Raw genomic sequence first — 22,387 nt, forward strand, 5'->3', positions numbered from 1 at the left:
GCTGGATCCCCTCACTCCAGCGGCGGCCTTTTTGTATGCCCGTCTGTGCCCGATTGACCGCGCCCAATCAAAAGCCCCGCTCCCATTTCGGAAGCGGGGCTTTTGATCTGCCTGTCAGAAGGCGGCTTCGTCGAGCTCCATGATGTCGTTGTCCAGCGTCTCGATCACCTCGCGGGTGCTGGCCAGCAGCGGCAGGAAGTTCTTCGCGAAGAACGAGGCCACCGCGACCTTGCCCTCGTAGAAGGACCGCTCGTCGCCGCTGGCGCCGGCGTCCAGCGCCTGCACGGCCACCGCGGCCTGCTGCTGCAGCAACCAGCCGATGACGAGGTCGCCGACACTCATCAGGAAGCGCACCGATCCCAGGCCCACCTTGTAGAGGCTGGTCACGTCCTCCTGCGCCGCCATCAGGTAGCCGGTCAGCGTGGCCGCCATCGCCTGGACGTCGGCCAGGGCCTTCGCCAGCAGCTCGCGCTCGGACTTCAGCCGGCCGTTGCCGGACTCGCTGTCCACGAACTTCTGGATCTCACCCGACACGTGGGCCAGCGCCACACCCTTGTCGCGGACGATCTTGCGGAAGAAGAAGTCCTGCGCCTGGATGGCCGTGGTGCCCTCGTAGAGGGAGTCGATCTTGGCGTCCCTGATGTACTGCTCGATCGGGTAGTCCTGCAGGAAGCCGGATCCACCGAAGGTCTGCAGGCTCTCGGTCAGCTTGGCGTAGGCCTGCTCGGAACCGACACCCTTGACCACCGGCAGCATCAGGTCGTTGACCTTCACGGCCAGCTCGGCGTCGACGCCGTGCACCGCCTCGGCGACCGCCGCGTCCTGGTAGGTCGCGGTGTAGAGGTACAGCGCACGCAGACCCTCGGCGTAGGCCTTCTGGGTCATCAGCGACCGGCGTACGTCGGGGTGGTGCGTGATGGTCACCCGCGGGGCGGTCTTGTCCGTCATCTGGGTCATGTCGGCGCCCTGCACGCGCGACTTGGCGTACTCGAGCGCGTTCAGGTAGCCCGTCGACAGGGTGGCGATGGCCTTGGTGCCGACCATCATCCGGGCCTGCTCGATGACCTCGAACATCTGCGCGATGCCGTTGTGCACCTCGCCGACCAGCCAGCCCTTGGCGGGCACGTCGTGCTGGCCGAAGGACAGCTCACAGGTGGCCGAAACCTTCAGGCCCATCTTGTGCTCGACGTTGGTCACGAAGACGCCGTTGCGCTCGCCCAGCTCGCCGGTCTCGAAATCGAACAGGAACTTGGGCACGAAGAACAGCGACAGGCCCTTGGTGCCCGGACCCGCGCCCTCGGGACGCGCCAGCACCAGGTGGAAGATGTTCTCGAACAGGTCGCCGGAGTCGGCCGAGGTGATGAACCGCTTCACGCCCTCGATGTGCCACGAGCCGTCGTCCTGCTTGATCGCCTTGGTGCGGCCCGCACCGACGTCGGAACCGGCGTCCGGCTCGGTCAGCACCATGGTGGAACCCCATCCGCGCTCGGCGCAGATCACGGCCCACTTCTTCTGCTCCTCGGTACCGAGGTGGTAGAGGATGTTGGCGAACCCGGCGCCGCCGCCGTACATCCAGACGGCGGGGTTGGCGCCGAGCAGATGCTCGTGCAGCGCCCACACCAGGGCCCGGGGCATCGGCATCCCGCCCAGAACCTCGTCGATGCCGACCTTGTCCCAACCGGCCTCGGTGACCGCGCGCACCGACTTCTTGAAGGACTCCGGCAGCGTCACCGAGTGGGTCTTCGGGTCGAAGACCGGCGGGTTGCGGTCACCCTCGACGAACGACTCGGCGATGGGCCCCTCGGCCAGCCGGCTGATCTCTGACAACATCTCGCGCGCGGTGTCGACGTCCAGATCGCTGTAGTCGCCGGCGCCCAAAGCCTTTTCAACGCCCAGGACCTCGAACAGGTTGAAGACCTGGTCACGGACGTTGCTCTTGTAGTGGCTCACTACGGTTCCTCCTCGTTGAGAATGCCACCTTGTGGTTGGGTACTACTTCTAAGTTACCCACCAGTAACACCGCTAAAATATCGCTCTCGGACAGTTCAACGCAAGTCAATGTGAGCTAAATTTCATCGTCTAATTAACCAACCGGTTGGGAAGCCCGCGCGGTAGGCCTGACCTGCGGCGATAACGAAACGGATCTCAAACTATGGGATGCATCACCTCCCTGCCCGTAGTGGATCTGCGCACGTCGGCGGCCGAATTGCGGCGGGGGTTGCGCGAGGCCGCGCACGAGGTGGGCTTCTTCTACCTGACCGGCCACGGTGTGCCCGGCGAGCTCTCCCGCAGGCTGCTGGAGGCGGCACGCAGGCTGTTCGAGCTCTCCGACGCCGAGAAGGACGCAGTCGCCATGGTCCGTAGCCCGCATTTCCGCGGCTATACCCAGCTGGGTGGCGAGCTGACCCGCGGCCGGGTGGACTGGCGGGAGCAGATCGACATCGGGCCGGAACGCGCCCCGGTCGGCGGCCCCGGCAGGCCCGACTACCTGTGGTTGCAGGGGCCCAACCAGTGGCCGGCGTCATTGCCCGAGCTGCCCGGCATCATCGCCGACTGGGACGCCGCGCTGTCCGGGGTGGCCCGCACCCTGCTCCGGCACTGGGCGGCCTCCCTGGGCAGTCCGCCGGGCGTGTTCGAGCCGGCCTTCGCCGAGACGCCCGCCACCCTGATCAAGATCGTGCGCTATCCGCGAAGCGGGGCCTCGCCGCAGGGCGTGGGCCCGCACAAGGACTCCGGAGTGCTGACGCTGTTGCTGGCCGAGCCGGGCAGCAGCGGTCTGCAGGTCCGCCGGCCCGGCGCCCGGGAGTGGATCGACGTGCCGCCCACCGACGGCGCATTCGTCGTCAACATCGGTGAGCTGCTCGAGGTGGCGACCGGGGGCTACCTGCGGGCCACCGAGCACCGGGTGACCCTGGACGGGCAGCGGGCGGATCGCATCTCGGTGCCGTACTTCTTCAACCCGCGCCTGGACGCGCAGATCCCCGTGTTGACGCTGCCCCCGGAACTGCGGGCGCGCGCCGGCCGCGTGGCCGACCCGGCGGATCCCATCTTCTCCGTCTACGGCCGCAACGCTTGGAAGAGCCGGTTGCGCGCGCACCCCGATGTGGCTTCAGCGCACGGGTATTCGGCAGGTAGGGTCGGGGACGAGAATCCCGTTCTCGGCTCAAGGGGCGAATGAATTCCGGTGAACTCGCACACGAACCTGACACCGTCCACACTTCGCGAGGCCTTCGGCCACTTCCCCTCGGGGGTGGTGGCCATCGCCGCCGAAGTCCAGGGCACCCGGGAGGGCCTGGCGGCCAGTACCTTTGTGCCCGTCTCACTGGACCCGCCGCTCGTGTCGTTCTGCGTGCAGAACACGTCGACGACGTGGCCCAAGCTCAAAGACCTGCCCATGCTGGGCATCAGCGTGCTCGGCGAGGCCCATGACGAGGCCGCGCGAACGCTGGCCGCCAAGACCGGCGACCGGTTCGCCGGCCTGGAGACGGAATCGCGGGAGAGCGGCGCGGTGTTCATCAAGGGCACCGGCCTGTGGCTGGAGAGCGCGATCGAACAGCTGATCCCGGCCGGGGATCACACCATCGTGGTGCTCCGGGTCAACGAAGTCACCATCGACGCCGACGTCGCGCCGATCGTGTTCCATCGCAGCGTGTTTCGGCGCCTCGGCGCCTGAACACCGCTACGGGCGGCGGCCGAGCTCCGCCCGGAAGCCCGCTATCCGCTGCTCGATCTCGGCGGCGTCGTCGTCCCGGCCTTCCTTGTGCGCAAGGTCGGCGCGGGCCGAGAGCTCCCGGATCGCCGTTCGAATTTCATTGACGCTGGTGGTTTCTCGCATATCTCCCACGCTGCCTTCAGGTTGGGTTGCTATGCGGGTACCCGGCGCCTCGGACGGGCTAACGCCCGGTCAGCGCCGGAACAGCTTGTTGCCCAGCCACACCACCGGGTCGTATTTGCGGTCGGCGACCCGCTCTTTCATCGGGATCAGCGCGTTGTCGGTGATCTTGATGTTCTCGGGGCAGACCTCGGTGCAGCACTTGGTGATGTTGCAGTAGCCGAGGCCGTGTTGCTCCTGCGCCTGGTTGCGCCGGTCCATCGTGTCCAGCGGATGCATCTCGAGTTCGGCGATCCGCATCAGGAAGCGCGGTCCGGCGAACGCCTTCTTGTTCTCCTCGTGGTCGCGGACCACGTGGCACACGTTCTGGCACAGGAAGCACTCGATGCACTTACGGAATTCCTGCGAGCGCTGCACGTCCTCCTGGGCCATCCGGTACTCGCCGGGCTGCAGATCCTTCGGCGGCGCGAAGGCGGGGATCTCGCGGGCCTTCTCGTAGTTGAAGGAGACGTCGGTGACCAGGTCGCGGATCACCGGGAACGTCCGCAGCGGCGTCACCGTCACCACCTCGTCCTCGGCGAATGTCGACATCCGGGTCATGCACAGCAACCGCGGGACGCCGTTGATCTCCGCCGAGCAGGAACCGCACTTGCCCGCCTTGCAGTTCCACCGCACCGCGAGGTCGGGCGTCTGGGTCTGTTGCAGGCGATGGATGATGTCGAGCACCACCTCGCCCTCGTTGACCTCCACCGTGAAGTCCTGCAGCGCGCCGTCGGCATCGTCACCGCGCCACACACGCATGGTCGCGTTGTAGGTCATTAGCCTCTCCGTCCTGGATGCTCGGCCAGCTCATCGTCGGTGTAGTACTTCTCCAGCTCGGAGATCTCGAAGAGCTCCAGCAGATCGGATCGCATCGGCACCTGATCCTTGCGGGTGATGCTGATGTCCGGGATCACCTCGTCGCCGCCGGCGGCCTGGCAGACCAGCAGCACCTTGCGCCACGACGAATCCATCGACGGATGGTCGTCGCGGGTGTGGCCGCCGCGGCTTTCGGTGCGCTCCAGCGCCGCCTTGGCGACGCACTCGCTGACCAGCAGCATGTTGCGCAGGTCGATGGCCAGGTTCCAGCCCGGGTTGTACCGCCGTCCGCCGTCCACGTGCAGGTTCTTGAACCGCTCGCGCAGATTGTCGAGCCGGGCCAGCGCCTCGGACACCTCGTCCGCCTTGCGGATGATGCCGACCAGGTCGTTCATCGACTGCTGCAGCTCGAGCTGCAGCGTGTAGGGGTTCTCCGCCGGGGCGCCGTTGGGCGGTGCCTCGAAGGGGGACAGCGCCCGCTGCGCCGCGGTCTCGACGGCCTCGGCCGAGATCGTCGGACGGCTGCTCAGCGCCCGCACGTAGTCGGCCGCGCCCAGGCCGGCGCGCCGGCCGAAGACCAGCAGGTCCGAAAGCGAGTTGCCGCCCAGGCGGTTGGAGCCGTGCATGCCGCCGGAGCACTCGCCCGCGGCGAACAGGCCCGGCACGGTGGCCGCGCCGGTGTCGGCGTCGACCTCGACGCCGCCCATCACGTAGTGGCAGGTGGGCCCGACTTCCATCGGCTCCTTGGTGATGTCGACGCCGGCCAGCTCCTTGAACTGGTGGTACATCGACGGCAGGCGCCGCTTGATCTCCTCGGGCGTCAGCCGGGACGCGATGTCGAGGAACACGCCGCCGTGCGGGCTGCCGCGGCCGGCCTTGACCTCCGAGTTGATCGCGCGCGCGACCTCATCGCGGGGCAGCAGGTCGGGGGTGCGGCGGGCCGAGTCGTTGTCCTTGAGCCACTGGTCGGCCTCTTGTTCGGTCTCGGCGTACTGGCCCTTGAACACCGGTGGGATGTAGTCGAACATGAACCGCTTGTTGTCGGAGTTCTTCAGCACCCCGCCGTCACCGCGGACGCCCTCGGTGACGAGGATCCCCTTCACGCTGGGCGGCCACACCATGCCCGTCGGGTGGAACTGGACGAACTCCATGTTGATCAGCGACGCACCCGCCCGCAGCGCCAGCGCGTGCCCGTCGCCGGTGTACTCCCACGAGTTCGAGGTGACCTTGAACGACTTGCCGATGCCGCCGGTGGCGAGCACCACCGCGGGCGCCTCGAACAGGACGAACTGACCCGTCTCGCGCCAGTAGCCGAACGCGCCGGCGATCGCGTCACCGTCCTTGACCAGTTCGGTGATGGTGCACTCGGCGAACACCTTGATCCGCGCCTCGTAGTCGCCGAGCTCGGCGAAATCCTCCTGCTGCAGCGAGACGATCTTCTGCTGCATGGTCCGGATCAGCTCCAGGCCGGTGCGGTCACCGACGTGCGCCAGGCGCGGGTAGGTGTGCCCGCCGAAGTTGCGCTGGCTGATCTTGCCGTCCTTGAGGCGATCGAACAGCGCCCCATAGGTTTCCAGCTCCCAGACGCGGTCCGGCGCCTCCTTGGCGTGCAGCTCGGCCATCCGCCAGTTGTTGAGGAACTTCCCACCGCGCATCGTGTCGCCGAAGTGGGTCTTCCAGTTGTCCTTGGGGTTGGTGTTGCCCATCGACGCCGCGCACCCGCCCTCGGCCATCACCGTGTGGGCCTTGCCGAACAGCGACTTGCACACCACCGCGACCTTGAGGCCGCGTTCCCGCGCCTCGATGACCGCGCGCAGCCCCGCGCCGCCGGCGCCGATGACGACTACGTCGTAGCCATGCCGCTCGACCTCAACCATGAAAACCCTCGCTAGCTAAGTCCGGAATTGTTGTTCGAATGGCTTCTCAGCCAACAAATCTCAGGTCAGGGATGGTGTTGCTGGCCACCAGCGCGATGTAGAAGTCGGTGAGCATCAGGGTGCCCAGCGTGACCCAGGCGTACAGCTTGTGCCGGGTGTTGATCTTGCTGACCTGGGTCCAGATCCAGTACCGCACAGGGTGCTTGGAGAAGTGCTTGAGCCGCCCGCCGGTGACGTGCCGGCAGGAATGGCAGGACAGCGTGTAGACCCACAGCATGATGACGTTGCCCACCATGATCAGGTTGCCGAGGCCGAACCCGAAGCCGTGCGGGCCCGAGTCGGAGTGGAAACCGATGATCGCGTCGTAGGTGTTGATCACCGAGATGATGCCGGCGATGTAGAAGAAGTACCGGTGGCTGTTCTGGACGATCAGGGGGAACCTGGTCTCGCCGGTGTAGTGGACACGCGGCTCGGCCACCGCGCAGGCGCTGGGGGACTGCCACACCGTCCGGTAGTAGGCGCCGCGGTAGTAATAGCAGGTGAGCCGGAACAGCAGCAGGAACGGCAGGGTCAGCGCCGCGTACGGCAACCACCACACGTCGGGCAAGATCTGGGGCCAGAAGTCGCCGGCCTCGCCGCAGGCCTTGCTCACGCAGGGTGAGTAGAACGGCGTCAGGTAGTGGTACTTGGGGACGAAGAAGTAATCCTGCTGGAACGCGCGCGCGGTCGCGTAGATGAGGAAGGCGGCGAAGCCCAAGTCGATCCGCAGCGGCGACATCCACCACCGGTCGGTGCGTAGGGTGCGTTGCGGGATGCGGGCGCGCGCGGGTGAAAAGACACCTGACGCAGGACGGTTCGCCGTGGGTGCGCTCATCTAGTGTTCCTCTTCGAACGGGCTGTTGGTCGAAGGGTACACAGAGAGCACCCCCTCATTTCCGGGGGGCTTGGGTTGTCCGCGGTTGTCAGGACCTGCTGTGACCCCCGACACCCTCGTCGTCGACATCGCGCCAGAAGTCGCTGTCGTACTGGGTGTCGGGAATGACGATCTTCTCGCCGGACTGCTGCACGGTGGCGCGCGCCAAGTCCAATTCGGACACGTCGGTGTCGAGCAGTTCGACGTCGGAGAGGATCCGGTCGGCATCGATCACGATCCGCCGCATCGCCGGGCTGTCGCCGTATCGACTCTTCAACGAGCCCACGCACCTCCGCAGGCCGCCGATCAGGTCGTGAAGTTCGGCGAGTTCAGTCGTGGTGCTCAACGGATCTCCTCGGGCAGACGGTGTTACGGATCACAGTACGCTTCCGAATACTATCCACCGCACAGCCTTGATGTCAGACGGAACACTTCGGGCGATCGAGGAGCAAACACCTCATGAGCGGTCAAACCGTCGCCGAGCGGGCCACGGCGCTGCTCGCTCTGCATCGGCCCGGCGACCCGGTGATCCTGCCGACCGTGTGGGACGCGTGGTCGGCCCGCCTCGCAGTCGACGCGGGTTTCGCCGCCCTGACGGTGGGCAGCCACCCACTGGCGGACTCGATCGGCAAACCGGACGGGGAGGGCATGTCGTTCGACGACGTGCTGACGCGCGTCTCTCAGATCACCGACGCGGTCGACGCCCCGGTGTCGGTCGACGTCGAATCCGGCTACGGGCTCGCCGCCGAGCGCCTGATCGACGGCCTGCTGGGCGTCGGCGCGGTCGGCCTCAACATCGAGGACACCGTGCACTCCGAGGGCAAGCGGCTGCGGTCCGCCGGCGAGCACGCCGAACTGGTGGGGGCGTTGCGGTCGGCCGCCGACGCGGCCGGGGTGCACGTCGTGATCAACGCCCGCACGGACCTGTTCCTGCGCCAGGACGGTGACGCGTCGGACCGGGTCGACAGGGCCGTCGCGCGGCTGACCCAGGCGGCGGACGCGGGCGCCGACGTGTTGTACCCGGTCGGTCGCCACGACCCGGATACCTTGCGCCGCTTGGCCGCAGAGCTGCCGCTGCCGGTCAACGCGATCGCGCTGCCCGACCAGGACGACCCGTCGACGTTCGGGCCGCTGGGCGTGGCGCGAATCAGCTTCGGCCCGTTCTTCCAGGCCGCGCTGGGCGGCCGGGCGAAGGAACTGCTGGCCCGCTGGGGCTGATCCGCGCCGAACACGCTGTGGCGCAAGCGAATCCGGCGGGGCCACTGACCCCGCCGGCTCGTTGCCTACTTTTTACTTGGTGATCTCGATGCGCTGCGCCTGGCTGCCGGCGTAGGCGCCGGTGACCCGCACGGTGAGGACCCCGGCGTCGTAGGAAGCCGTGATCGCGTCTCCCGTGACGTGGGCGGGCAGGGCGAAGGACCGGCGGAAGGAGCCGTACCGGACCTCGCGCAGGGTGCGCCCGTCCTTCTCCTCAGAGTGCTCATCCCGGCGTTCGCCGTGGATGACGAGGCGGCCGCGGTCCACCTCCACGTTGACGTCCTTCTCGACGTCAACGCCGGGGAGTTCGACCCGTACGATCGCGTCCTCGCCGTCCTTGACGATCTCCGCGGCGGGGTTGAAACCGCTGGTCACCGGCTTGTACCAATCCGATGCGGCGGCGGGGCCGAAAAAGTCGCGCAACCACCGGTCGGTGTTCCAGGCTGGCCGCGACCACAATGCGACGTTACTCATGGCGATCTCCTTGTGCTTCCTTGAGCTTTGTTGTGGGTTTGCTGTGTCCGGCGCCCTTCTGGCCGGCTACAAGAGGAAACATGAGTCGACCACGCTAAAGTTCCACCTAGGCGTTCGCCGTGGGCGAACGAATATTCACAAGGCCCCCTGTGAGTTGTGAGATCCTCGTCATAGGACCGTCACATTGAGCGAAATCGCGGTAATTTCCGGCCGCTAATCTCAAAGCCATGGCTGCAGACGGGATTTCGCGCGCGCACTGTGCGGGCCGTCACATTGTCGTAGTCGGGCACGGCATGGTGGGGCACCGGCTGGTCGAGGCGCTCCGCGCGCGCGACACCGAAGGATTGTGGCGTATCACGGTTTTCGCCGAGGAGGCGGACGCGGCTTACGACCGCGTCGGGCTGACCTCGTACACCGAAAGCTGGGACCGCAAGCTGCTGGCGCTGCCGGGCAACGACTACGCGGGTGACGAACAGGTTCGATTGGTACTGAATGCTCGCGTTACCGAAATCGACCGCGACGCGAAGGCGGTGGTGACGGCCGACGGGCAGCGGCACGGCTACGACACGCTGGTGCTGGCCACCGGGTCGTATGCTTTCGTCCCGCCGGTGCCGGGCCACGACCTGCCGGCGTGCCACGTATACCGCACGCTGGACGACCTCGACGCCATCCGGGCCGACGCCCAGCGGACGGTAGACGCCGGTCGCGCCCCCGCGGGCGTGGTGATCGGCGGCGGCCTGCTGGGTCTGGAAGCCGCTAATGCGCTGCGCCAGTTCGGCTTGCGGACGCACGTCGTCGAGATGATGCCGCGGTTGATGGCCCAGCAGATCGACGAGGGCGGCGGCGCCTTGCTGGCCAAGATGATCGGTGAGCTGGGCATCGCGGTCCATGTGGGCACCGGTACCGAATCGATCGAGGCGATCGACCACTCGGACGGGGTGTCGTCGGTGCGGGTGCGCCTGACCGACGGCGAGGTCATCGACGCCGGGCTGGTCATCTTCGCGGCCGGCATCCGGCCGCGCGACGAACTGGCCAGGGCGGCGGGCTTGGAGCTTGCCGAACGCGGCGGTGTGCTCACCGACTTGGCATGCCGCACAAGCGATCCGGACATCTACGCGGTCGGCGAGGTCGCCGCGATCCAGGGTCGCTGTTACGGCCTGGTGGGTCCCGGCTACACCTCCGCCGAGGTGGTGGCCGATCGCCTGCTGGACGGTGCCGCCGAGTTCGGCGAGGCCGACCTGTCGACCAAGCTCAAGCTGCTCGGCGTCGACGTCGCAAGCTTCGGCGACGCGATGGGGGTCACCGAGAACTGCCTCGAGGTCGCGATCAACGACGCGGTCAAGCGGACCTACGCCAAGCTGGTGTTGTCCGACGACGCGAAGACCCTGCTCGGCGGGGTCCTGGTGGGCGACGCCTCGGCGTACGGGGTGCTGCGGCCGATGGTCGGCAGCGAGTTGCCCGGCGATCCGCTCGCACTGATCGCGCCGGTATCCGGCGAGGCGCCGGCGCTCGGGGTCGGCGCGCTGCCGGATTCCGCGCAGATCTGCTCGTGCAACAACGTCACCAAGGGCGACCTGAAGTGCGCGATCGCCGACGGCTGCGCCGACGTGCCGTCGCTGAAGTCGTGCACCGCGGCCGGCACCTCGTGTGGGTCATGCGTGCCGCTGCTCAAGCAGCTGCTGGAAGCCGAGGGCGTGGAACAGTCCAAGGCGCTGTGCGAGCACTTCAGCCAGTCGCGGGCCGAGCTCTTCGAGATCATCTCGGCCACCGAGATCCGCACCTTTTCCGGCCTGCTGGAGCGCTTCGGACGCGGAAAGGGTTGCGACATCTGCAAACCCGTGGTCGCGTCCATCCTGGCGTCCACCGGCTCGGACCACATCCTCGAGGGTGAGCAGGCCTCGCTGCAGGATTCGAACGACCACTTCCTGGCCAACATCCAGAAGAATGGCAGCTACTCGGTGGTGCCGCGGGTTCCCGGTGGCGACATCAAGCCCGAGCATCTGATCCTGATCGGCCAGATCGCCCAGGACTTCGGGCTCTACACCAAGATCACCGGCGGCCAGCGGATCGACATGTTCGGCGCCCGGGTGGACCAGTTGCCGGAGATCTGGCGCCGGCTGGTCGATGGTGGCATGGAGTCCGGCCACGCCTACGGCAAGGCGCTGCGCACGGTGAAGAGCTGCGTCGGCACCGACTGGTGCCGCTACGGCCAGCAGGATTCGGTGCAGTTGGCCATCGACCTGGAGCTGCGGTACCGGGGTCTGCGGGCGCCGCACAAGATCAAGATGGGCGTCTCGGGCTGCGCGCGGGAGTGTGCCGAGGCGCGCTCCAAGGACGTCGGCGTCATCGCCACCGAAAAGGGCTGGAACCTCTACGTCGGCGGCAACGGCGGGATGACGCCCAAGCACGCCCAGCTGCTGGCCAGCGACCTGGACACCGAGACGCTGGTCCGCTACGTCGACCGGTTCGTCATGTACTACATCCGGACCGCCGACCGGCTGCAGCGCACGGCGCCCTGGGTCGATTCGCTCGAGGGCGGGCTCGACCACGTCCGCGAGGTCGTGTGCGAGGACTCGCTGGGGCTGGCCGGGGAATTCGAGGCCGCGATGGAGCGGCACGTGGAGAACTACAAGTGTGAATGGAAGGGCGTGCTCGACGACCCGGACAAGCTGTCGCGCTTCGTCTCGTTCGTCAACGCCCCGGACGTCGTCGACTCGACGGTGGAATTCACCGAACACGCCGGTCGCAAAATCCCTGTGTCCATTGGGATGCCGAAGATCCGTACGGGAGCTGGAGAACAATCATGACACTTCTCAACGACATTCAGGTATGGACCACGGCCTGCGAGTACGACCGCCTGATCCCGGGTCGTGGGGTCGGCGTGCTGCTCGACGACGGCTCCCAGGCCGCGTTGTTCCGGCTGGACGATGGCGAGGTGTACGCCGTGGGCAACGTGGACCCGTTCTCCGGCGCGGCGGTGCTCTCGCGTGGAATCGTCGGGGACCGCGGCGGCCGCGTGGCGGTGCAATCGCCGATCCTCAAGCAGGCCTTCTCGCTGGAAGACGGTACCTGCCTAGATGATCCGAACTATTCGGTGCCGGTGTACCCGGCGCGCGTCACCGCCGACGGCTTCGTCCAGGTCGGTCGGATCGCCGCCTAGCGGGTGATGTCGCCGACGAGGTAGCGCTGCATCGTCGGGCCGATGGCGTCGACGATCGCGTCGACCGACATCGAGTGCAGCGGCTCGGAGCGGATGCCGTAGCGCATGATGCCGAGGCCCACGAGCTGCGAGGCGCACAGCGATGCCCGGGTGGCGGCCTTATCCGCCCCAAGCAGTTTCAGCAGGGGGCCGAAAACCGGGCCGACGAACATGCTTTGCACGGTCTCGGCGGTCTTGGCCATGCCGGTGGACGCTATCGCGCTGGCGGCGAAGGGGCCGCCGCCCGCCGCGTCCCACGTGGTGATCAGCATGCGCAACGTTTGCCGGCCCACCTGGTTGACCCCGCCGGTGACGATTTTGTCGATGAATTCCGGTGTGCCGAAGGGCAACCGCAGCATCTTGGCGACCGGGTCAAGGAGCCCTCGCGACGGCTCTTCGCGACGGGGCATGGTGCCAGGATCGCCGGTATCGGACCAAAGATCAAGCGTCGCCGGTCGTCGGCGCGCCCGTGGCCGACGCGGTCAGGCCATTCTCAGGCTGCGGAATTCGGCCACATGACCCGGTCGTGAACCAAGCGCTGCGCGCCGGACCGGCGCGACGCGTGCCGGGGGGTGCGGGCGAGGGCCGGTGGCATGGCCCGGCGGAAGCGATTGGCGATCAGGCGGGCGAGGCCGGGATGGGTGCCCAGCGGCTGGCTGACCAGGTCGGCGCCGCAGGCGTGCAGCCGTTCCTGGAAGAGGCCGTCGGCCAGCAGGTACGAGGCGACCACGACGCGCGCATCGCTGCTGCGCGCCCGGCGCCGCGCCTCGTCCACCGCCTCGGGCAGCCGCGGATCCCCCGTCGACGCAAACGCCAGGCTCACCCGTGCCCCGGTCAGCGCCGACACCAGCGTCGCGGTGGTGTGCAGGTCGGCGCGCGCGCGGGTGTACGATGTGCCCGCCGCCGCAAGGATCACCGAATCGCCTGGGCGCCAACCACATTTGACCAGTTGATCCCCGACGATTCGGGCGACTTGACCGCTGGGGCCCAGTGTCGGTGTGACCACGGCGTTCGGGTGCCCACTGAGCTCGACGTGGGCCGGTAGGTCCGCGCGGACATGATAACCGCGCGACAAGAACGCCGGCAGCACGATGGCGGGCCGGCCCGTGGCCCGCGCCCGCGACAGCACCTCGCTGGGGGTGGGCCCCAACACGTCGACGAACGCGACCTCCACGGGCCGCCCGATCAGCGAACTCGCTTGCGCGGCAAGGCCTTCGACCATGGCCACGCCCTCGGGCCTGCGGGTGCCGTGCGCAACCAGGATCAGCGCCATGCGGAGTCAGCCCGTTGTTCGGTGGCGAGCCGGTAGCCGCGCTTGACCACCGTCGCGATGATGTTCTTGTCGCCCAAAGCCGTTCGCAGCCGCAGCACTGCGGTGTCGACTGCGTGCGGGTCGTTGCTGCTGCCCGGCAGCGCGCGTAACAGGTCGGCCCGCGGGACGACGTCGCCGGGGCGTTTCGCCAGCGCCCGCAATATCCCCATGCCGGAGGGCGAGAGCACCTTGATCGCGCCGTCCACCAGCACGCAGGTGCCGCGGATGTCGACCGTGTGGCCGGCCGCCCGCACAGTGCACGAACCCAGCAGCGGGAGTTCCTCGGCGACATGACGGGCCAAGGCGCCCAATCGCATTCGCTCCGGCGATGACGTCGGCACGCCCTTTCGGATCAACGGTTTGGAGGTCACCGGGCCGACGCACATCGCGTGCACGTCGGTGCGCAGGGCCCCCAGCAGTTGGTCTTCGACGTCGAGCTCGCGGCTGCGCTCCAGCACGGCCGCGGCCGCGGGCGCCGACGTGAAGGTGACCGCGTCGAACTGCCGGCCCGCGATCCCCATCACGAGCTGATCGAACGTGCCGCCCAACGGTGTTGGCTTCCACCGGTACACCCGGACGGGCACGACGTCGGCCCCCGCCAGCCGCAGGCCGCCTAGAAACTCCGGGAAGGGATCCCACGCATCGGCGGCGCCGTGCAGTTGGACCGCCACCCGCGCCCCCGATACCCCCGACTTCTGCAGGTATTCCAGCACTTCCTGCGAGGATTCGGAATCCGGTGACCATTCCTCGTGCAGGCCCGCGGCGCGCAGCGCCCCGGTAGCCTTCGGGCCGCGCGAGACGATCCGCGCGTTCGACAAAGCGTCGAGCAGCGGGCTGACCAACCCCCAGCCTTCGGCCGCGGCCAGCCAGCCGCGGAACCCGATGCCGGTGTGCGCGACCAAGATGTCGGGCGGCTCGGCGATCAACGCCTCGGTGTTTCTGTGCAGTTCGTCATCGTCGGGCAGGGCGATCATGTTGATCGCCGGCGCGCTGCACACCTCGGCGCCTTGGCGGCTGAGCAGCGCGCAAAGCTCCTCGGAACGCCGACTCGAGGTCACCGCGATGCGGTAACCCGTCAGCGGCGGGGAGTCGGGCTGGCCCATATTTCCTGTGTATGCCTGTCAGATTTCCGTTGCGTTACCCGGCAATTGCTTGCGCATTGCCCACAATGAGGCTGCGCTCACACGCGGGCCAGCGCGGCTGCCGTCTCACTGCCCGCGTCGACGGGCAGCGCCGGACGGCGCGCGTACACCAGCCAGGTGACGAGTCCGGCCACCACGTAGGAACCGAGGAACGCCCAATACGCGGACGTCTCCGTCCCGGTGGCGAGGTAGGACTGGCGCAGCGCGAGGTTGATGCCCACGCCGCCGAGCGCGCCGACCGCCGAGCAGACGCCGATCAGCGATCCCGCCCTGGCGCGCGCCCAGTGCCTGCGCTCCGCCTCACCCATCGCGAGCTCCCGGCTGCGCGCCTCGTAGACCGACGGGATGAGCTTGAACACCGAGCCGTTGCCCATCCCGGACAGGACGAACAGCACCATGAACCCGGCGACGTAGCCGACCATGCTGGTCGAGCGACCCCCGCCGTTGTGGTCGTCGAACGTGCTGATGACGACGAGCAATCCGGCGGCCAAAGTCATGCCGGCGAGCACACCGAGCGTGACCCGGCTGCCGCCCTTGCGGTCGGCCAACCGGCCGCCGTAGATCCGGGCCAGAGAGCCCAGCAGCGGCCCGATGAAGGCCACCTGCGCGGCGTGCAGCGCCGCGTGTTTGGCCGTTTCGCCGTTGGCCAGAAAGTTGACCTGCATCACCTGGCCGAAGGCGAACGCGAACCCGATCCAGGAACCGAAGGTGCAGATGTAGAGGAGCGAGATCACGTAGGTGTCGCGCTCGAAAAGGATCGAGCGCATCGTGTTGAGCTCGGTGCCGTGGCCGACGTTGTCCATCAGGAGCGCCGCCGCGACCCCGACCGCCGCGAGCATCACCAGGTAGACCGCGCACACCCAGTACGGCGCCTCGTGTCCCGCCGTGGCGAGCACCAACAGCCCGACGAGCTGGATCACCGCCACCCCGAGGTTGCCGACGCCGGCGTTGACGGCCAGCGCCGACCCTTTGAGCCGCTGCGGGTAGAAGGCGTTGACGTTGGCGAGCGAGGCCGCGTAGTTGCCGCCGCCCAGCCCGGTCAGCGCGGCGCACACCACGAACGGCCACAGCGGCAGACCGGGATTGGCCAACAACACGATCGTGCCTGCCGTCGGGATCAGCAGCACGAACGCCGAGAAGGCGGTCCAGTTGCGGCCGCCGAAGGCGGCGATGCCCAGCGTGTAGGGGATCCGGGCCAGGCCGCCGACCAGGGTTGCGACGGCGCCGAGCAGCAGCTTGTCACCGGCGGAGAAGCCGTAGACGTGCTCGGGCATGAACAGCGCCATGACGGGCCACAGCGTCCAGATCGAGAAGGCGACGTGATCGCCTGCGACGGTGCACAACAGGTTGCGGCGGGCGATCTTGGCGTTGCCGGCCTCCCAGGCAGCCGTGTCTTCCGGATTCCAGTCCGCGATGCGGTGATTGCGGGCCATCCGATTCTCACCTTTCGTCAACGATGAATCCGACTGTGCGCGTTGGGTTGACGGGGCGCCGCCGGCGCTCATGGTGCCGCGCAACCTGGCGTGCATAACTTTCCCTCTCGTCAGGCCCACTCACCGGCGCATTCGGCTTTATCCGCGCCAGGTGTCGTCGCTCACCGGCGCAGCGGGGGGAAATCTGGGCGCAGAGAATGAAGAGGCATGCCCCGCCGTGCATTTCGATGTTCACATTCGGGGCGGGAATGGGTCAACTCAAACGACCCGGAATCGCCTGTTAGTTGATTACCAGTTATCTGGTAAGTACCTGTAGGGCGTCAGGCCGCGAAATCACCGCCGATTAGCGGTGATTCGAGCCCGGCACGCGGCTCTGTGTGAGCTGGAATACATCACGGTCAGGAAAACGGCCAGCCGGCGCCGGCGGCCGGCGCCTGGGCGGCCACCAGCACCCTCGGGCGTGACCAGTGCAGGCGAACCGACTGCCCGGGACGCACCTGGGCGATCTTGTCGATGTCCTCGTCGATCACCACGCCGACCACCGGGTAACCTCCGGTCACCGGGTGGTCGGGGCCAAGAATCACGGGTAATCCGTTGGGCGGTACCTGAATTGCGCCACGCGTGGTGCCCTCGCTGGGCAGCTGCCGGTCCGGGTAACGGTACTGCAGGGGACGGCCGACCAATCGCATGCCCACGCGGTCGCTGCGGTCGGAGGCGACCCAATTGTTGTGCACCAGAGCATCGGGGTCGGCGAACCAATCGTCGCGCGGCCCGGGCACCACGCCCAGCTCGACCGCGTCGCCAGGGATCGCGGCCACCGGGGCCTGGTCGAGTTCGGGGTAGTCGCGGGTGTGCTCGCCGACGGGAAGCCGGTCTCCAGCCCGCAGTGGGGCGGGGCCGATGGCCGACATCACGTCATAGCTGCGCGATCCCAACACCGGCTGCACGGCGATGCCGCCCCGCACCGCGAGGTAGGTCCGCAGCCCGGCACGCGGCGCGCCGAGCGCGATCACCTGGCCGTCGCGGACGTGCTGAATGCTGTTGGTGCCGAACTTGATTCCATCGACGGTCGGGTCGGTGTCGGCGCCCGTCACCGCGATGTCGATGTCGCCGCCGCGCACCCGGGCCGCGAAACCGCCGAACGTCACCTCGACGGTGGCGCGATCACCGGGGTTGGCCACCAGCCGGTTAGCCAGCTGGTGCGCGCGCCGGTCGGCGGCGCCCGACCGGCTCACTCCCAGGTGGGCCAGCCCGGGCCGGCCCAGATCCTGGACGACGGCGAGCGGTCCGGTGCGAAGGATCTCCAGGGATGGCACCACGATCTCCTTAACTCAGACGGCCCGGAACTGAACCCACATGCCCTGCGTCAGCAGCGCCGGCTCGGGCCGTTCGAGATCCCACAGGACCGCGTCGGTGCGGCCGATGAGCTGCCAGCCGCCCGGCGACTGGCGCGGGTAGACGGCGCTGAACTCCCCGGCCAGGCCGACCGCGCCGGCCGGAACCGACGTGCGGGGCTCCGAGCGACGCGGCACCCGCAGGCGCGCGTCGCCGTCGACCAGATATGCGAAACCCGGTGCGAACCCGCTGAATCCGACGCGCCACAGTCCGCCCGTGTGGGCCTCGATCACCTGCGCGACGGTCAGCCCGGTGTGACCCGCGACCTCTGCGAGGTCGGGTCCGTCGTACGCGACGTCGATAACCACGTCGGCACGCCGATCCGGCTCGGCGGACTCCCCGGCGGTGACTCGCATCTTGCGCAGCCGCTGACGGATCACGCCCTGGAAGCGGGGGCCGTCAAGCCGGACCAGGACCGTCCGGGCGGCGGGGACGACGTCGACGACACCCGGCAACGCCGCGGCGCGCAACTGCGCAGCCCACGCCAATACCTCGGCGGTGCTGCCACATTGCAGCATCAGCGCACTGTCGCCGAAGTCCAGCACCGTGTTGCCGACCCACTCGGTCGGCAGGTCCTTGGACACGTTGCCCGCCAGGTCCGTCACGCTCATTACTCGACGGTAACCCCGCCGGCTCGGAGCGGGCGAGGGGCGAGCGACGGATTTTCGAACACTGCCAGAGCTGCCTTAGCAAACGCTCAAACGCCGCAGGCGCGGCCGGCGTCTAACCGAGGATTCTGCCGATCAGCGGGGGCAGCTGATCGGCCACCAGCGGGTAGCTCAGCGGCGAGGAGAACGCGATCGCGCCGGCCTGATCCTTGGTGGTGAAAATGTGCCGGCTCTGCGCGGTCGCCTGGGACGCGGCCACGTCGGGGTCGGCGAGCAACGCCTTCTGATCGTCGGGGCTCTCGGTGGTCCAGATGATCACGTCGGCGGAGTCGAGCACCGCCTTGACGTGGTCGCGCGGGATGACCGCGCGGTGGTCCGTGCCGAAAGGCCTGATGCTGTCGGCGATCACGAGCCCCATCTGGTTCAGGAAGTCCGTGCGCCAGCCGGCCATGGTCGCGACGACGGTGCCCTGCCAGAGTGTGCCCTGCATCAGCAACGCCTTCTTCCCCGTCCAAGCCGGGTGGTCCTTGCCGACGGCGGTGAACTTCTGGTCGACGGCGTCGATCAGCGACTTCATCTGGTCGGCCTGAAACACCGCCCGGCCGATCGCGGTGGCCTGCTCCTTCCACGGCTCGAAGAAGGCGTCGCCGTCCGACTGCGGAACGGTCGGGGCGATCGCGGACAGCTTCTGATAGGTGTCGGCGTCCACCCCGGCGTTGGTGGCCACGATCAGGTCCGGTTTGAGGCCGGCGATCTGGTCGACCGGAATCCCGTTGTCGAGGTTCAGCACCACCGGCTGCGCCCCACCGAGCTTCGGCTGGGCCCACGGCCACACCGCGAACGGCTGATCACCGAACCAGTTGGTGACGGCGATGGGCACCACGCCGACCGCGAGCAGGTCGTCCTGCTCGGTGTAGCCGGCGCTGACCACCCGCTTGGGCGGTTCCTTGATCACGGTCTGACCGAAGAGATGGTCGATGGTCACCGATTTGCCGCCGGAGCCATCCGACGACGGCTTGCGTGACGAGCACGCGGCGGGAGCCCCGGCGACCGCGGCGACCGTCGCAGCCCCTGCGAGCTGCAAGAATCCCCGGCGATTCCAACCCTGTCGCATCGCGTGAGATTAGCGCGTCCGGTGCCCGCGACGCCCGTCGCCGCGCGGTTGCCCGCTCAGCCCAGTGGCATGCCGGCGTCCAGGAAGTCCAGCGCCCGATAGATGGTGTCGGCCGTCTTCGGCGCGCTGTCGTACGCCGCCATCATGGCGCCGACCATCGCACCCACGAACACCCGCACTTCGAAATCGCTTGCAGCACGGCCGATCCGGCGCCCGATCGCCTCCGCCATGACGTTCACGGTGCGGTGGTACTCGTCGTAGAGGGCGGCCTTGAGCTCGGGTATGGAGAAGATCAGCCGTTGCCGGGTGTTCTCGAACTCCAGCTGCTCGGCAGACAGGCCGGCCATCGTGGTCGCGTAGGCCCGCCGAATGGCCTGGCTGGGCGACAGTTCGGGCGGCTGGGCGTCGAACGCGGCCAGTATCAGCGGATCGAGGTCGTCGGCCAGCAGCAGCGACTCCTTGGATCCGAAGTACCGGAAGAATGTGCTGGGCGACACCTCGGCGGCCTCGGCGATCTGCTCGACGGTGGTGGCGGCGTAGCCGTTCGCGTCGAAGAGGCGGAACGCCTCGCGCCGCAGGGCATGGCGGGTCTTGATCTTCTTGCGTTCCCGCAGCCCCAGGGGCTGGTCAGTCGCCGGCATGTGGCAATTCTCCCGCATCGGGCGGCCAAAAAGATCTGACAAGCGGCGACCGGCCGTTGCGAGATCCACGTATCTCCGACGTAACTGCGCCCAAGCAGGCCGGTAACAGACCTTCCATAGCGTCGGGGCGTGACTACGACGACCTCCGCGGAGCCGACGACTACCGTCCTTGCGCCCGCGCCCACGCGCCCGCCGCACCGGGGCGGGCACTGGATCGACGACTGGCGGCCCGAGGACCCCGAGTTCTGGGAGACTACGGGCAGGCCGATCGCCCGGCGCAACCTGATCTTCTCGATCTTCGCCGAGCACGTCGGGTTCAGCGTGTGGATGTTGTGGAGCATCGTGGTGGTCCAGATGACCGCGGGGCCGCACGGCCACCCGTCCGCGTCCGGCTGGGCGCTGACCGCGAGCCAGGCCCTGTGCCTGGTCGCCGTGCCCAGCGGGGTCGGCGCGTTCCTGCGCCTGCCCTACACCTTTGCGGTGCCGATCTTCGGCGGCCGCAACTGGACCACCATCTCGGCGGCGTTGCTGCTGATCCCGTGCGGGCTGCTGGCCTGGGCGGTCGGGCATCCCGGGCTCTCGTTCAGCGTTCTGGTCGCGATCGCCGCGACCGCGGGCTTCGGCGGCGGCAACTTCGCCTCGTCGATGGCCAACATCTCCTTCTTCTATCCGGAGAAGGACAAGGGGTGGGCGCTGGGCCTGAACGCCGCCGGCGGCAACATCGGCGTCGCGGTGGTGCAGAAGATCATCCCGCCCATCGTCGTCGCCGGGGGCGGGGTGGCGCTGTCGCGCGCCGGGCTGTTCTACGTGCCGCTGGCCGTGGTGGCCGCCGTATGCGCATTCCTGTTCATGAACAACCTGTCGGAGGCGAAGGCGGACGTGAAGCCGGTGTGGCAGTCGCTGCGGCACCCCGACACCTGGGTCATGTCGCTGCTCTACATCGGCACGTTCGGATCGTTCATCGGCTACTCGGCGGCCTTTCCGACCCTGCTCAAGACGGTGTTCGGCCGCGGCGACATCGCCTTGACCTGGGCGTTCCTCGGTGCCGGTATCGGCTCGGTCATCCGGCCCCTGGGCGGCAAGCTGGCCGACCGGGTGGGCGGGGCGCGCATCACCGCCGCCAGCTTCGTCATGCTCGCGGCGGGGGCCTCGGCCGCGCTGTGGTCGGTGAACGCCAAGAACCTGCCGATGTTCTTCGCCAGCTTCATGTTCCTGTTCGTCGCGACCGGCGTCGGCAACGGCTCGACGTACCGGATGATCTCGCGGATCTTCGTCATCAAGGGTCAGCTCGCGGGCGGCGACCCGGAAACGATGGTGCACATGCGCCGCCAGGCGGCGGGCGCGCTCGGCGTCATCTCGGCCGTCGGCGCCTTCGGCGGGTTCGTCGTGCCGCTGGCCTACGCCTGGTCGAGGTCGCAGTTCGGCAGCATCGAGCCGGCGTTGCGGTTTTACGTGGGGTTCTTCCTGGCCCTGCTGGTGGTCACCTGGTACTGCTACCTGCGCAAAGGCAACGCCGTGGCGCGGGTCGGGGTGTAGCGGAGCCTCACGGCCTCTGCTTGCCCCCGTAACCTTCCCAGGGGCTGTAGTCGGCGATCAGCTCCTCCTGCGGCGGTCGCTGGCCGGCGGGGACGTGCTGCAGGTTGATCCGGATGCGATACCAGATCGAACTCGGCCCGCGCATGCCGTCGACCAGGACGTCTGCCGGCTGCAGCAGGCGCGCCGCTGCGGGGTGGCGGCCGCGCCAGGTGTCCAGCGCGGCGAGCGCCTCGTCCTTGGTCTTGGTGCGGGCGATCTCGACGAGCGGCTTGGACGAGACCCGCCCGCTTTCGGTGCGCGTCCCCGAACCTTTGGGCGCCCGCTCGGGCGGCCCCATCTCCTCGGCCAGCATCAGCAGCCGATCCAGGTCGCCGACCGCGTCGTCCATCCCCTCCCACGGATCACCCATGTCGGCGAACCGGCGGGGCACGGTCTCGATGGTGAACGCCTCTGGCCTGCAGCCGGCGACTTCCTCCCACAGCAGCGGCGTCGACACCCGTGCGTCCGGGGTCGCGCGGACCGAGTACGCCGACGCGACCGTGCGGTCCTTGGCGTTCTGGTTGAAATCGACGAACACCCCCTCGCGCTCCTCCTTCCACCAGCGGCTGGTCGCCGCGTCGGGCACCCGCCGCTCGACCTCGCGGGCCACGGTCTGGGCGGCCAGCCGCACCTGCCGGAACTCCCAGCGCGGGGCTATCCGGGCGTAGATGTGAAAGCCTCGCGACCCCGACGTCTTCGGCCAGGCGACCAGGCCGTAATCCTCCAGCACCCCGCGGGCCACCAGGGCCACCTCGAC

General features: G+C 68.2%; 22 protein-coding genes. 6 read left to right on the forward strand and 16 right to left on the reverse strand.

What is annotated here, in order from left to right:
* Nucleotides 1-114 precede the first annotated feature (114 nt).
* The gene (locus tag A5701_RS05795) at nt 115-1,950 is read right to left on the reverse strand and encodes an acyl-CoA dehydrogenase (RefSeq protein WP_067749739.1); all 1,836 of its coding nucleotides are present in this window, start codon (nt 1,948-1,950) and stop codon (nt 115-117) included.
* A gap of 202 nt (nt 1,951-2,152) precedes the next feature.
* Between A5701_RS05795 and A5701_RS05800 the strand changes: the two genes are divergently transcribed.
* Nucleotides 2,153-3,178 (forward strand): isopenicillin N synthase family oxygenase, encoded by a 1,026-nt coding sequence (locus A5701_RS05800; RefSeq protein ID WP_067749741.1) that lies wholly within the window; start codon nt 2,153-2,155, stop codon nt 3,176-3,178.
* 6 nt (nt 3,179-3,184) lie between these two features.
* Nucleotides 3,185-3,673, forward strand: a complete 489-nt coding sequence (locus A5701_RS05805; RefSeq protein ID WP_067749742.1) for a flavin reductase family protein — start codon at nt 3,185-3,187, stop codon at nt 3,671-3,673.
* A gap of 6 nt (nt 3,674-3,679) precedes the next feature.
* Here the strand turns inward: A5701_RS05805 and A5701_RS28470 are convergent, their stop codons facing one another.
* The 5 genes from A5701_RS28470 to A5701_RS05825 all read right to left on the reverse strand — a co-directional run bounded on the left by A5701_RS28470 (nt 3,680) and on the right by A5701_RS05825 (nt 7,826).
* Nucleotides 3,680-3,835, reverse strand: coding sequence for a hypothetical protein (locus A5701_RS28470; RefSeq protein WP_197498898.1), 156 nt, complete (start codon nt 3,833-3,835; stop codon nt 3,680-3,682).
* Between the two features lie 69 nt (nt 3,836-3,904).
* Entirely contained in the window at nt 3,905-4,651 is a 747-nt protein-coding gene (locus A5701_RS05810) for a succinate dehydrogenase/fumarate reductase iron-sulfur subunit (protein ID WP_067749744.1), read from the reverse strand.
* On the reverse strand, nt 4,651-6,567 hold the full coding sequence (locus A5701_RS05815) for a fumarate reductase/succinate dehydrogenase flavoprotein subunit (RefSeq protein ID WP_067749746.1): 1,917 nt from the start codon (nt 6,565-6,567) through the stop codon (nt 4,651-4,653). The genes A5701_RS05810 and A5701_RS05815 overlap by 1 nt, the downstream gene beginning before the upstream one ends.
* A gap of 46 nt (nt 6,568-6,613) precedes the next feature.
* The gene (locus A5701_RS05820) at nt 6,614-7,441 is read right to left on the reverse strand and encodes a hypothetical protein (RefSeq protein ID WP_067749748.1); all 828 of its coding nucleotides are present in this window, start codon (nt 7,439-7,441) and stop codon (nt 6,614-6,616) included.
* Nucleotides 7,442-7,529: 88 nt separating this feature from the next.
* Complete coding sequence (locus tag A5701_RS05825; protein ID WP_067749751.1) at nt 7,530-7,826, reverse strand: hypothetical protein; 297 nt, start codon at nt 7,824-7,826, stop codon at nt 7,530-7,532.
* A gap of 113 nt (nt 7,827-7,939) precedes the next feature.
* On the opposite strand from A5701_RS05825, the gene A5701_RS05830 reads away from it, so the two are divergent.
* Nucleotides 7,940-8,698: an isocitrate lyase/phosphoenolpyruvate mutase family protein gene (locus tag A5701_RS05830; RefSeq protein ID WP_067749753.1), complete on the forward strand. Its 759-nt coding sequence runs from the start codon at nt 7,940-7,942 to the stop codon at nt 8,696-8,698.
* Nucleotides 8,699-8,770: 72 nt separating this feature from the next.
* Here the strand turns inward: A5701_RS05830 and A5701_RS05835 are convergent, their stop codons facing one another.
* Nucleotides 8,771-9,211: an Hsp20 family protein gene (locus A5701_RS05835; RefSeq protein ID WP_067749755.1), complete on the reverse strand. Its 441-nt coding sequence runs from the start codon at nt 9,209-9,211 to the stop codon at nt 8,771-8,773.
* Nucleotides 9,212-9,438: 227 nt separating this feature from the next.
* Here A5701_RS05835 and nirB point away from each other — a divergent pair, with 227 nt between their 5' ends.
* Complete coding sequence (gene nirB, locus A5701_RS05840) at nt 9,439-12,018, forward strand: nitrite reductase large subunit NirB (RefSeq protein WP_082954877.1); 2,580 nt, start codon at nt 9,439-9,441, stop codon at nt 12,016-12,018.
* A complete protein-coding gene (gene nirD / locus A5701_RS05845; RefSeq protein ID WP_067749760.1) occupies nt 12,015-12,371 on the forward strand; it encodes a nitrite reductase small subunit NirD in 357 nt (118 codons plus the stop codon). The genes nirB and nirD overlap by 4 nt, the downstream gene beginning before the upstream one ends.
* Here the strand turns inward: nirD and A5701_RS05850 are convergent.
* From A5701_RS05850 to A5701_RS05885, 8 genes are all read right to left on the reverse strand, one after another.
* Nucleotides 12,368-12,820 carry a hypothetical protein gene (locus tag A5701_RS05850; protein WP_067749762.1) on the reverse strand — a complete coding sequence of 151 codons (453 nt, stop codon included), beginning with the start codon at nt 12,818-12,820 and terminating at the stop codon, nt 12,368-12,370. The genes nirD and A5701_RS05850 overlap by 4 nt on opposite strands.
* Nucleotides 12,821-12,903: 83 nt before the next feature.
* Nucleotides 12,904-13,683: a sirohydrochlorin chelatase gene (locus A5701_RS05855; protein ID WP_067749764.1), complete on the reverse strand. Its 780-nt coding sequence runs from the start codon at nt 13,681-13,683 to the stop codon at nt 12,904-12,906.
* A complete protein-coding gene (locus A5701_RS05860) occupies nt 13,674-14,825 on the reverse strand; it encodes a uroporphyrinogen-III synthase (RefSeq protein ID WP_067749766.1) in 1,152 nt (383 codons plus the stop codon). The genes A5701_RS05855 and A5701_RS05860 overlap by 10 nt, the downstream gene beginning before the upstream one ends.
* 77 nt (nt 14,826-14,902) lie before the next feature.
* Nucleotides 14,903-16,297 (reverse strand): MFS transporter, encoded by a 1,395-nt coding sequence (locus A5701_RS05865; RefSeq protein ID WP_067749769.1) that lies wholly within the window; start codon nt 16,295-16,297, stop codon nt 14,903-14,905.
* A 398-nt stretch (nt 16,298-16,695) separates the two neighbouring features.
* Complete coding sequence (locus tag A5701_RS05870; RefSeq protein WP_067749780.1) at nt 16,696-17,613, reverse strand: 5-oxoprolinase/urea amidolyase family protein; 918 nt, start codon at nt 17,611-17,613, stop codon at nt 16,696-16,698.
* A gap of 15 nt (nt 17,614-17,628) precedes the next feature.
* Nucleotides 17,629-18,303 carry an allophanate hydrolase subunit 1 gene (locus tag A5701_RS05875; RefSeq protein WP_067749772.1) on the reverse strand — a complete coding sequence of 225 codons (675 nt, stop codon included), beginning with the start codon at nt 18,301-18,303 and terminating at the stop codon, nt 17,629-17,631.
* 112 nt (nt 18,304-18,415) lie between these two features.
* Nucleotides 18,416-19,414: an ABC transporter substrate-binding protein gene (locus tag A5701_RS05880; protein ID WP_067749774.1), complete on the reverse strand. Its 999-nt coding sequence runs from the start codon at nt 19,412-19,414 to the stop codon at nt 18,416-18,418.
* Between the two features lie 56 nt (nt 19,415-19,470).
* Nucleotides 19,471-20,055 carry a TetR family transcriptional regulator gene (locus tag A5701_RS05885; protein WP_067749776.1) on the reverse strand — a complete coding sequence of 195 codons (585 nt, stop codon included), beginning with the start codon at nt 20,053-20,055 and terminating at the stop codon, nt 19,471-19,473.
* A gap of 129 nt (nt 20,056-20,184) precedes the next feature.
* Here A5701_RS05885 and A5701_RS05890 point away from each other — a divergent pair, with 129 nt between their 5' ends.
* A complete protein-coding gene (locus A5701_RS05890) occupies nt 20,185-21,591 on the forward strand; it encodes an MFS transporter (RefSeq protein WP_067749778.1) in 1,407 nt (468 codons plus the stop codon).
* A gap of 7 nt (nt 21,592-21,598) precedes the next feature.
* Here the strand turns inward: A5701_RS05890 and A5701_RS05895 are convergent.
* Nucleotides 21,599-22,387, reverse strand: a 789-nt coding sequence (locus A5701_RS05895) for a DNA primase small subunit domain-containing protein (RefSeq protein ID WP_369807391.1), incomplete at its 5' end; no start/stop codon positions are given.

The organism is Mycobacterium sp. E3305, from assembly GCF_001666785.1.
Lineage (GTDB): Bacteria > Actinomycetota > Actinomycetes > Mycobacteriales > Mycobacteriaceae > Mycobacterium.

Excerpts from the sequence above, each read along its gene's own strand:
- A5701_RS05880 (WP_067749774.1), bottom strand. The coding sequence starts at position 19,414 with ATGCGACAGGGTTGGAATCGCCGGGGATTCTTGCAGCTCGCAGGGGCT.
- A5701_RS05810 (WP_067749744.1), bottom strand. The coding sequence starts at position 4,651 with ATGACCTACAACGCGACCATGCGTGTGTGGCGCGGTGACGATGCCGAC.
- A5701_RS05860 (WP_067749766.1), bottom strand. The coding sequence starts at position 14,825 with ATGGGCCAGCCCGACTCCCCGCCGCTGACGGGTTACCGCATCGCGGTG.
- A5701_RS05800 (WP_067749741.1), top strand. The coding sequence starts at position 2,153 with ATGGGATGCATCACCTCCCTGCCCGTAGTGGATCTGCGCACGTCGGCG.
- A5701_RS05815 (WP_067749746.1), bottom strand. The coding sequence starts at position 6,567 with ATGGTTGAGGTCGAGCGGCATGGCTACGACGTAGTCGTCATCGGCGCC.
- nirB (WP_082954877.1), top strand. The coding sequence starts at position 9,439 with ATGGCTGCAGACGGGATTTCGCGCGCGCACTGTGCGGGCCGTCACATT.
- A5701_RS28470 (WP_197498898.1), bottom strand. The coding sequence starts at position 3,835 with ATGCGAGAAACCACCAGCGTCAATGAAATTCGAACGGCGATCCGGGAG.
- A5701_RS05820 (WP_067749748.1), bottom strand. The coding sequence starts at position 7,441 with ATGAGCGCACCCACGGCGAACCGTCCTGCGTCAGGTGTCTTTTCACCC.
- A5701_RS05865 (WP_067749769.1), bottom strand. The coding sequence starts at position 16,297 with ATGGCCCGCAATCACCGCATCGCGGACTGGAATCCGGAAGACACGGCT.
- A5701_RS05875 (WP_067749772.1), bottom strand. The coding sequence starts at position 18,303 with ATGAGCGTGACGGACCTGGCGGGCAACGTGTCCAAGGACCTGCCGACC.
- A5701_RS05830 (WP_067749753.1), top strand. The coding sequence starts at position 7,940 with ATGAGCGGTCAAACCGTCGCCGAGCGGGCCACGGCGCTGCTCGCTCTG.
- A5701_RS05850 (WP_067749762.1), bottom strand. The coding sequence starts at position 12,820 with ATGCCCCGTCGCGAAGAGCCGTCGCGAGGGCTCCTTGACCCGGTCGCC.
- nirD (WP_067749760.1), top strand. The coding sequence starts at position 12,015 with ATGACACTTCTCAACGACATTCAGGTATGGACCACGGCCTGCGAGTAC.
- A5701_RS05855 (WP_067749764.1), bottom strand. The coding sequence starts at position 13,683 with ATGGCGCTGATCCTGGTTGCGCACGGCACCCGCAGGCCCGAGGGCGTG.
- A5701_RS05885 (WP_067749776.1), bottom strand. The coding sequence starts at position 20,055 with ATGCCGGCGACTGACCAGCCCCTGGGGCTGCGGGAACGCAAGAAGATC.
- A5701_RS05835 (WP_067749755.1), bottom strand. The coding sequence starts at position 9,211 with ATGAGTAACGTCGCATTGTGGTCGCGGCCAGCCTGGAACACCGACCGG.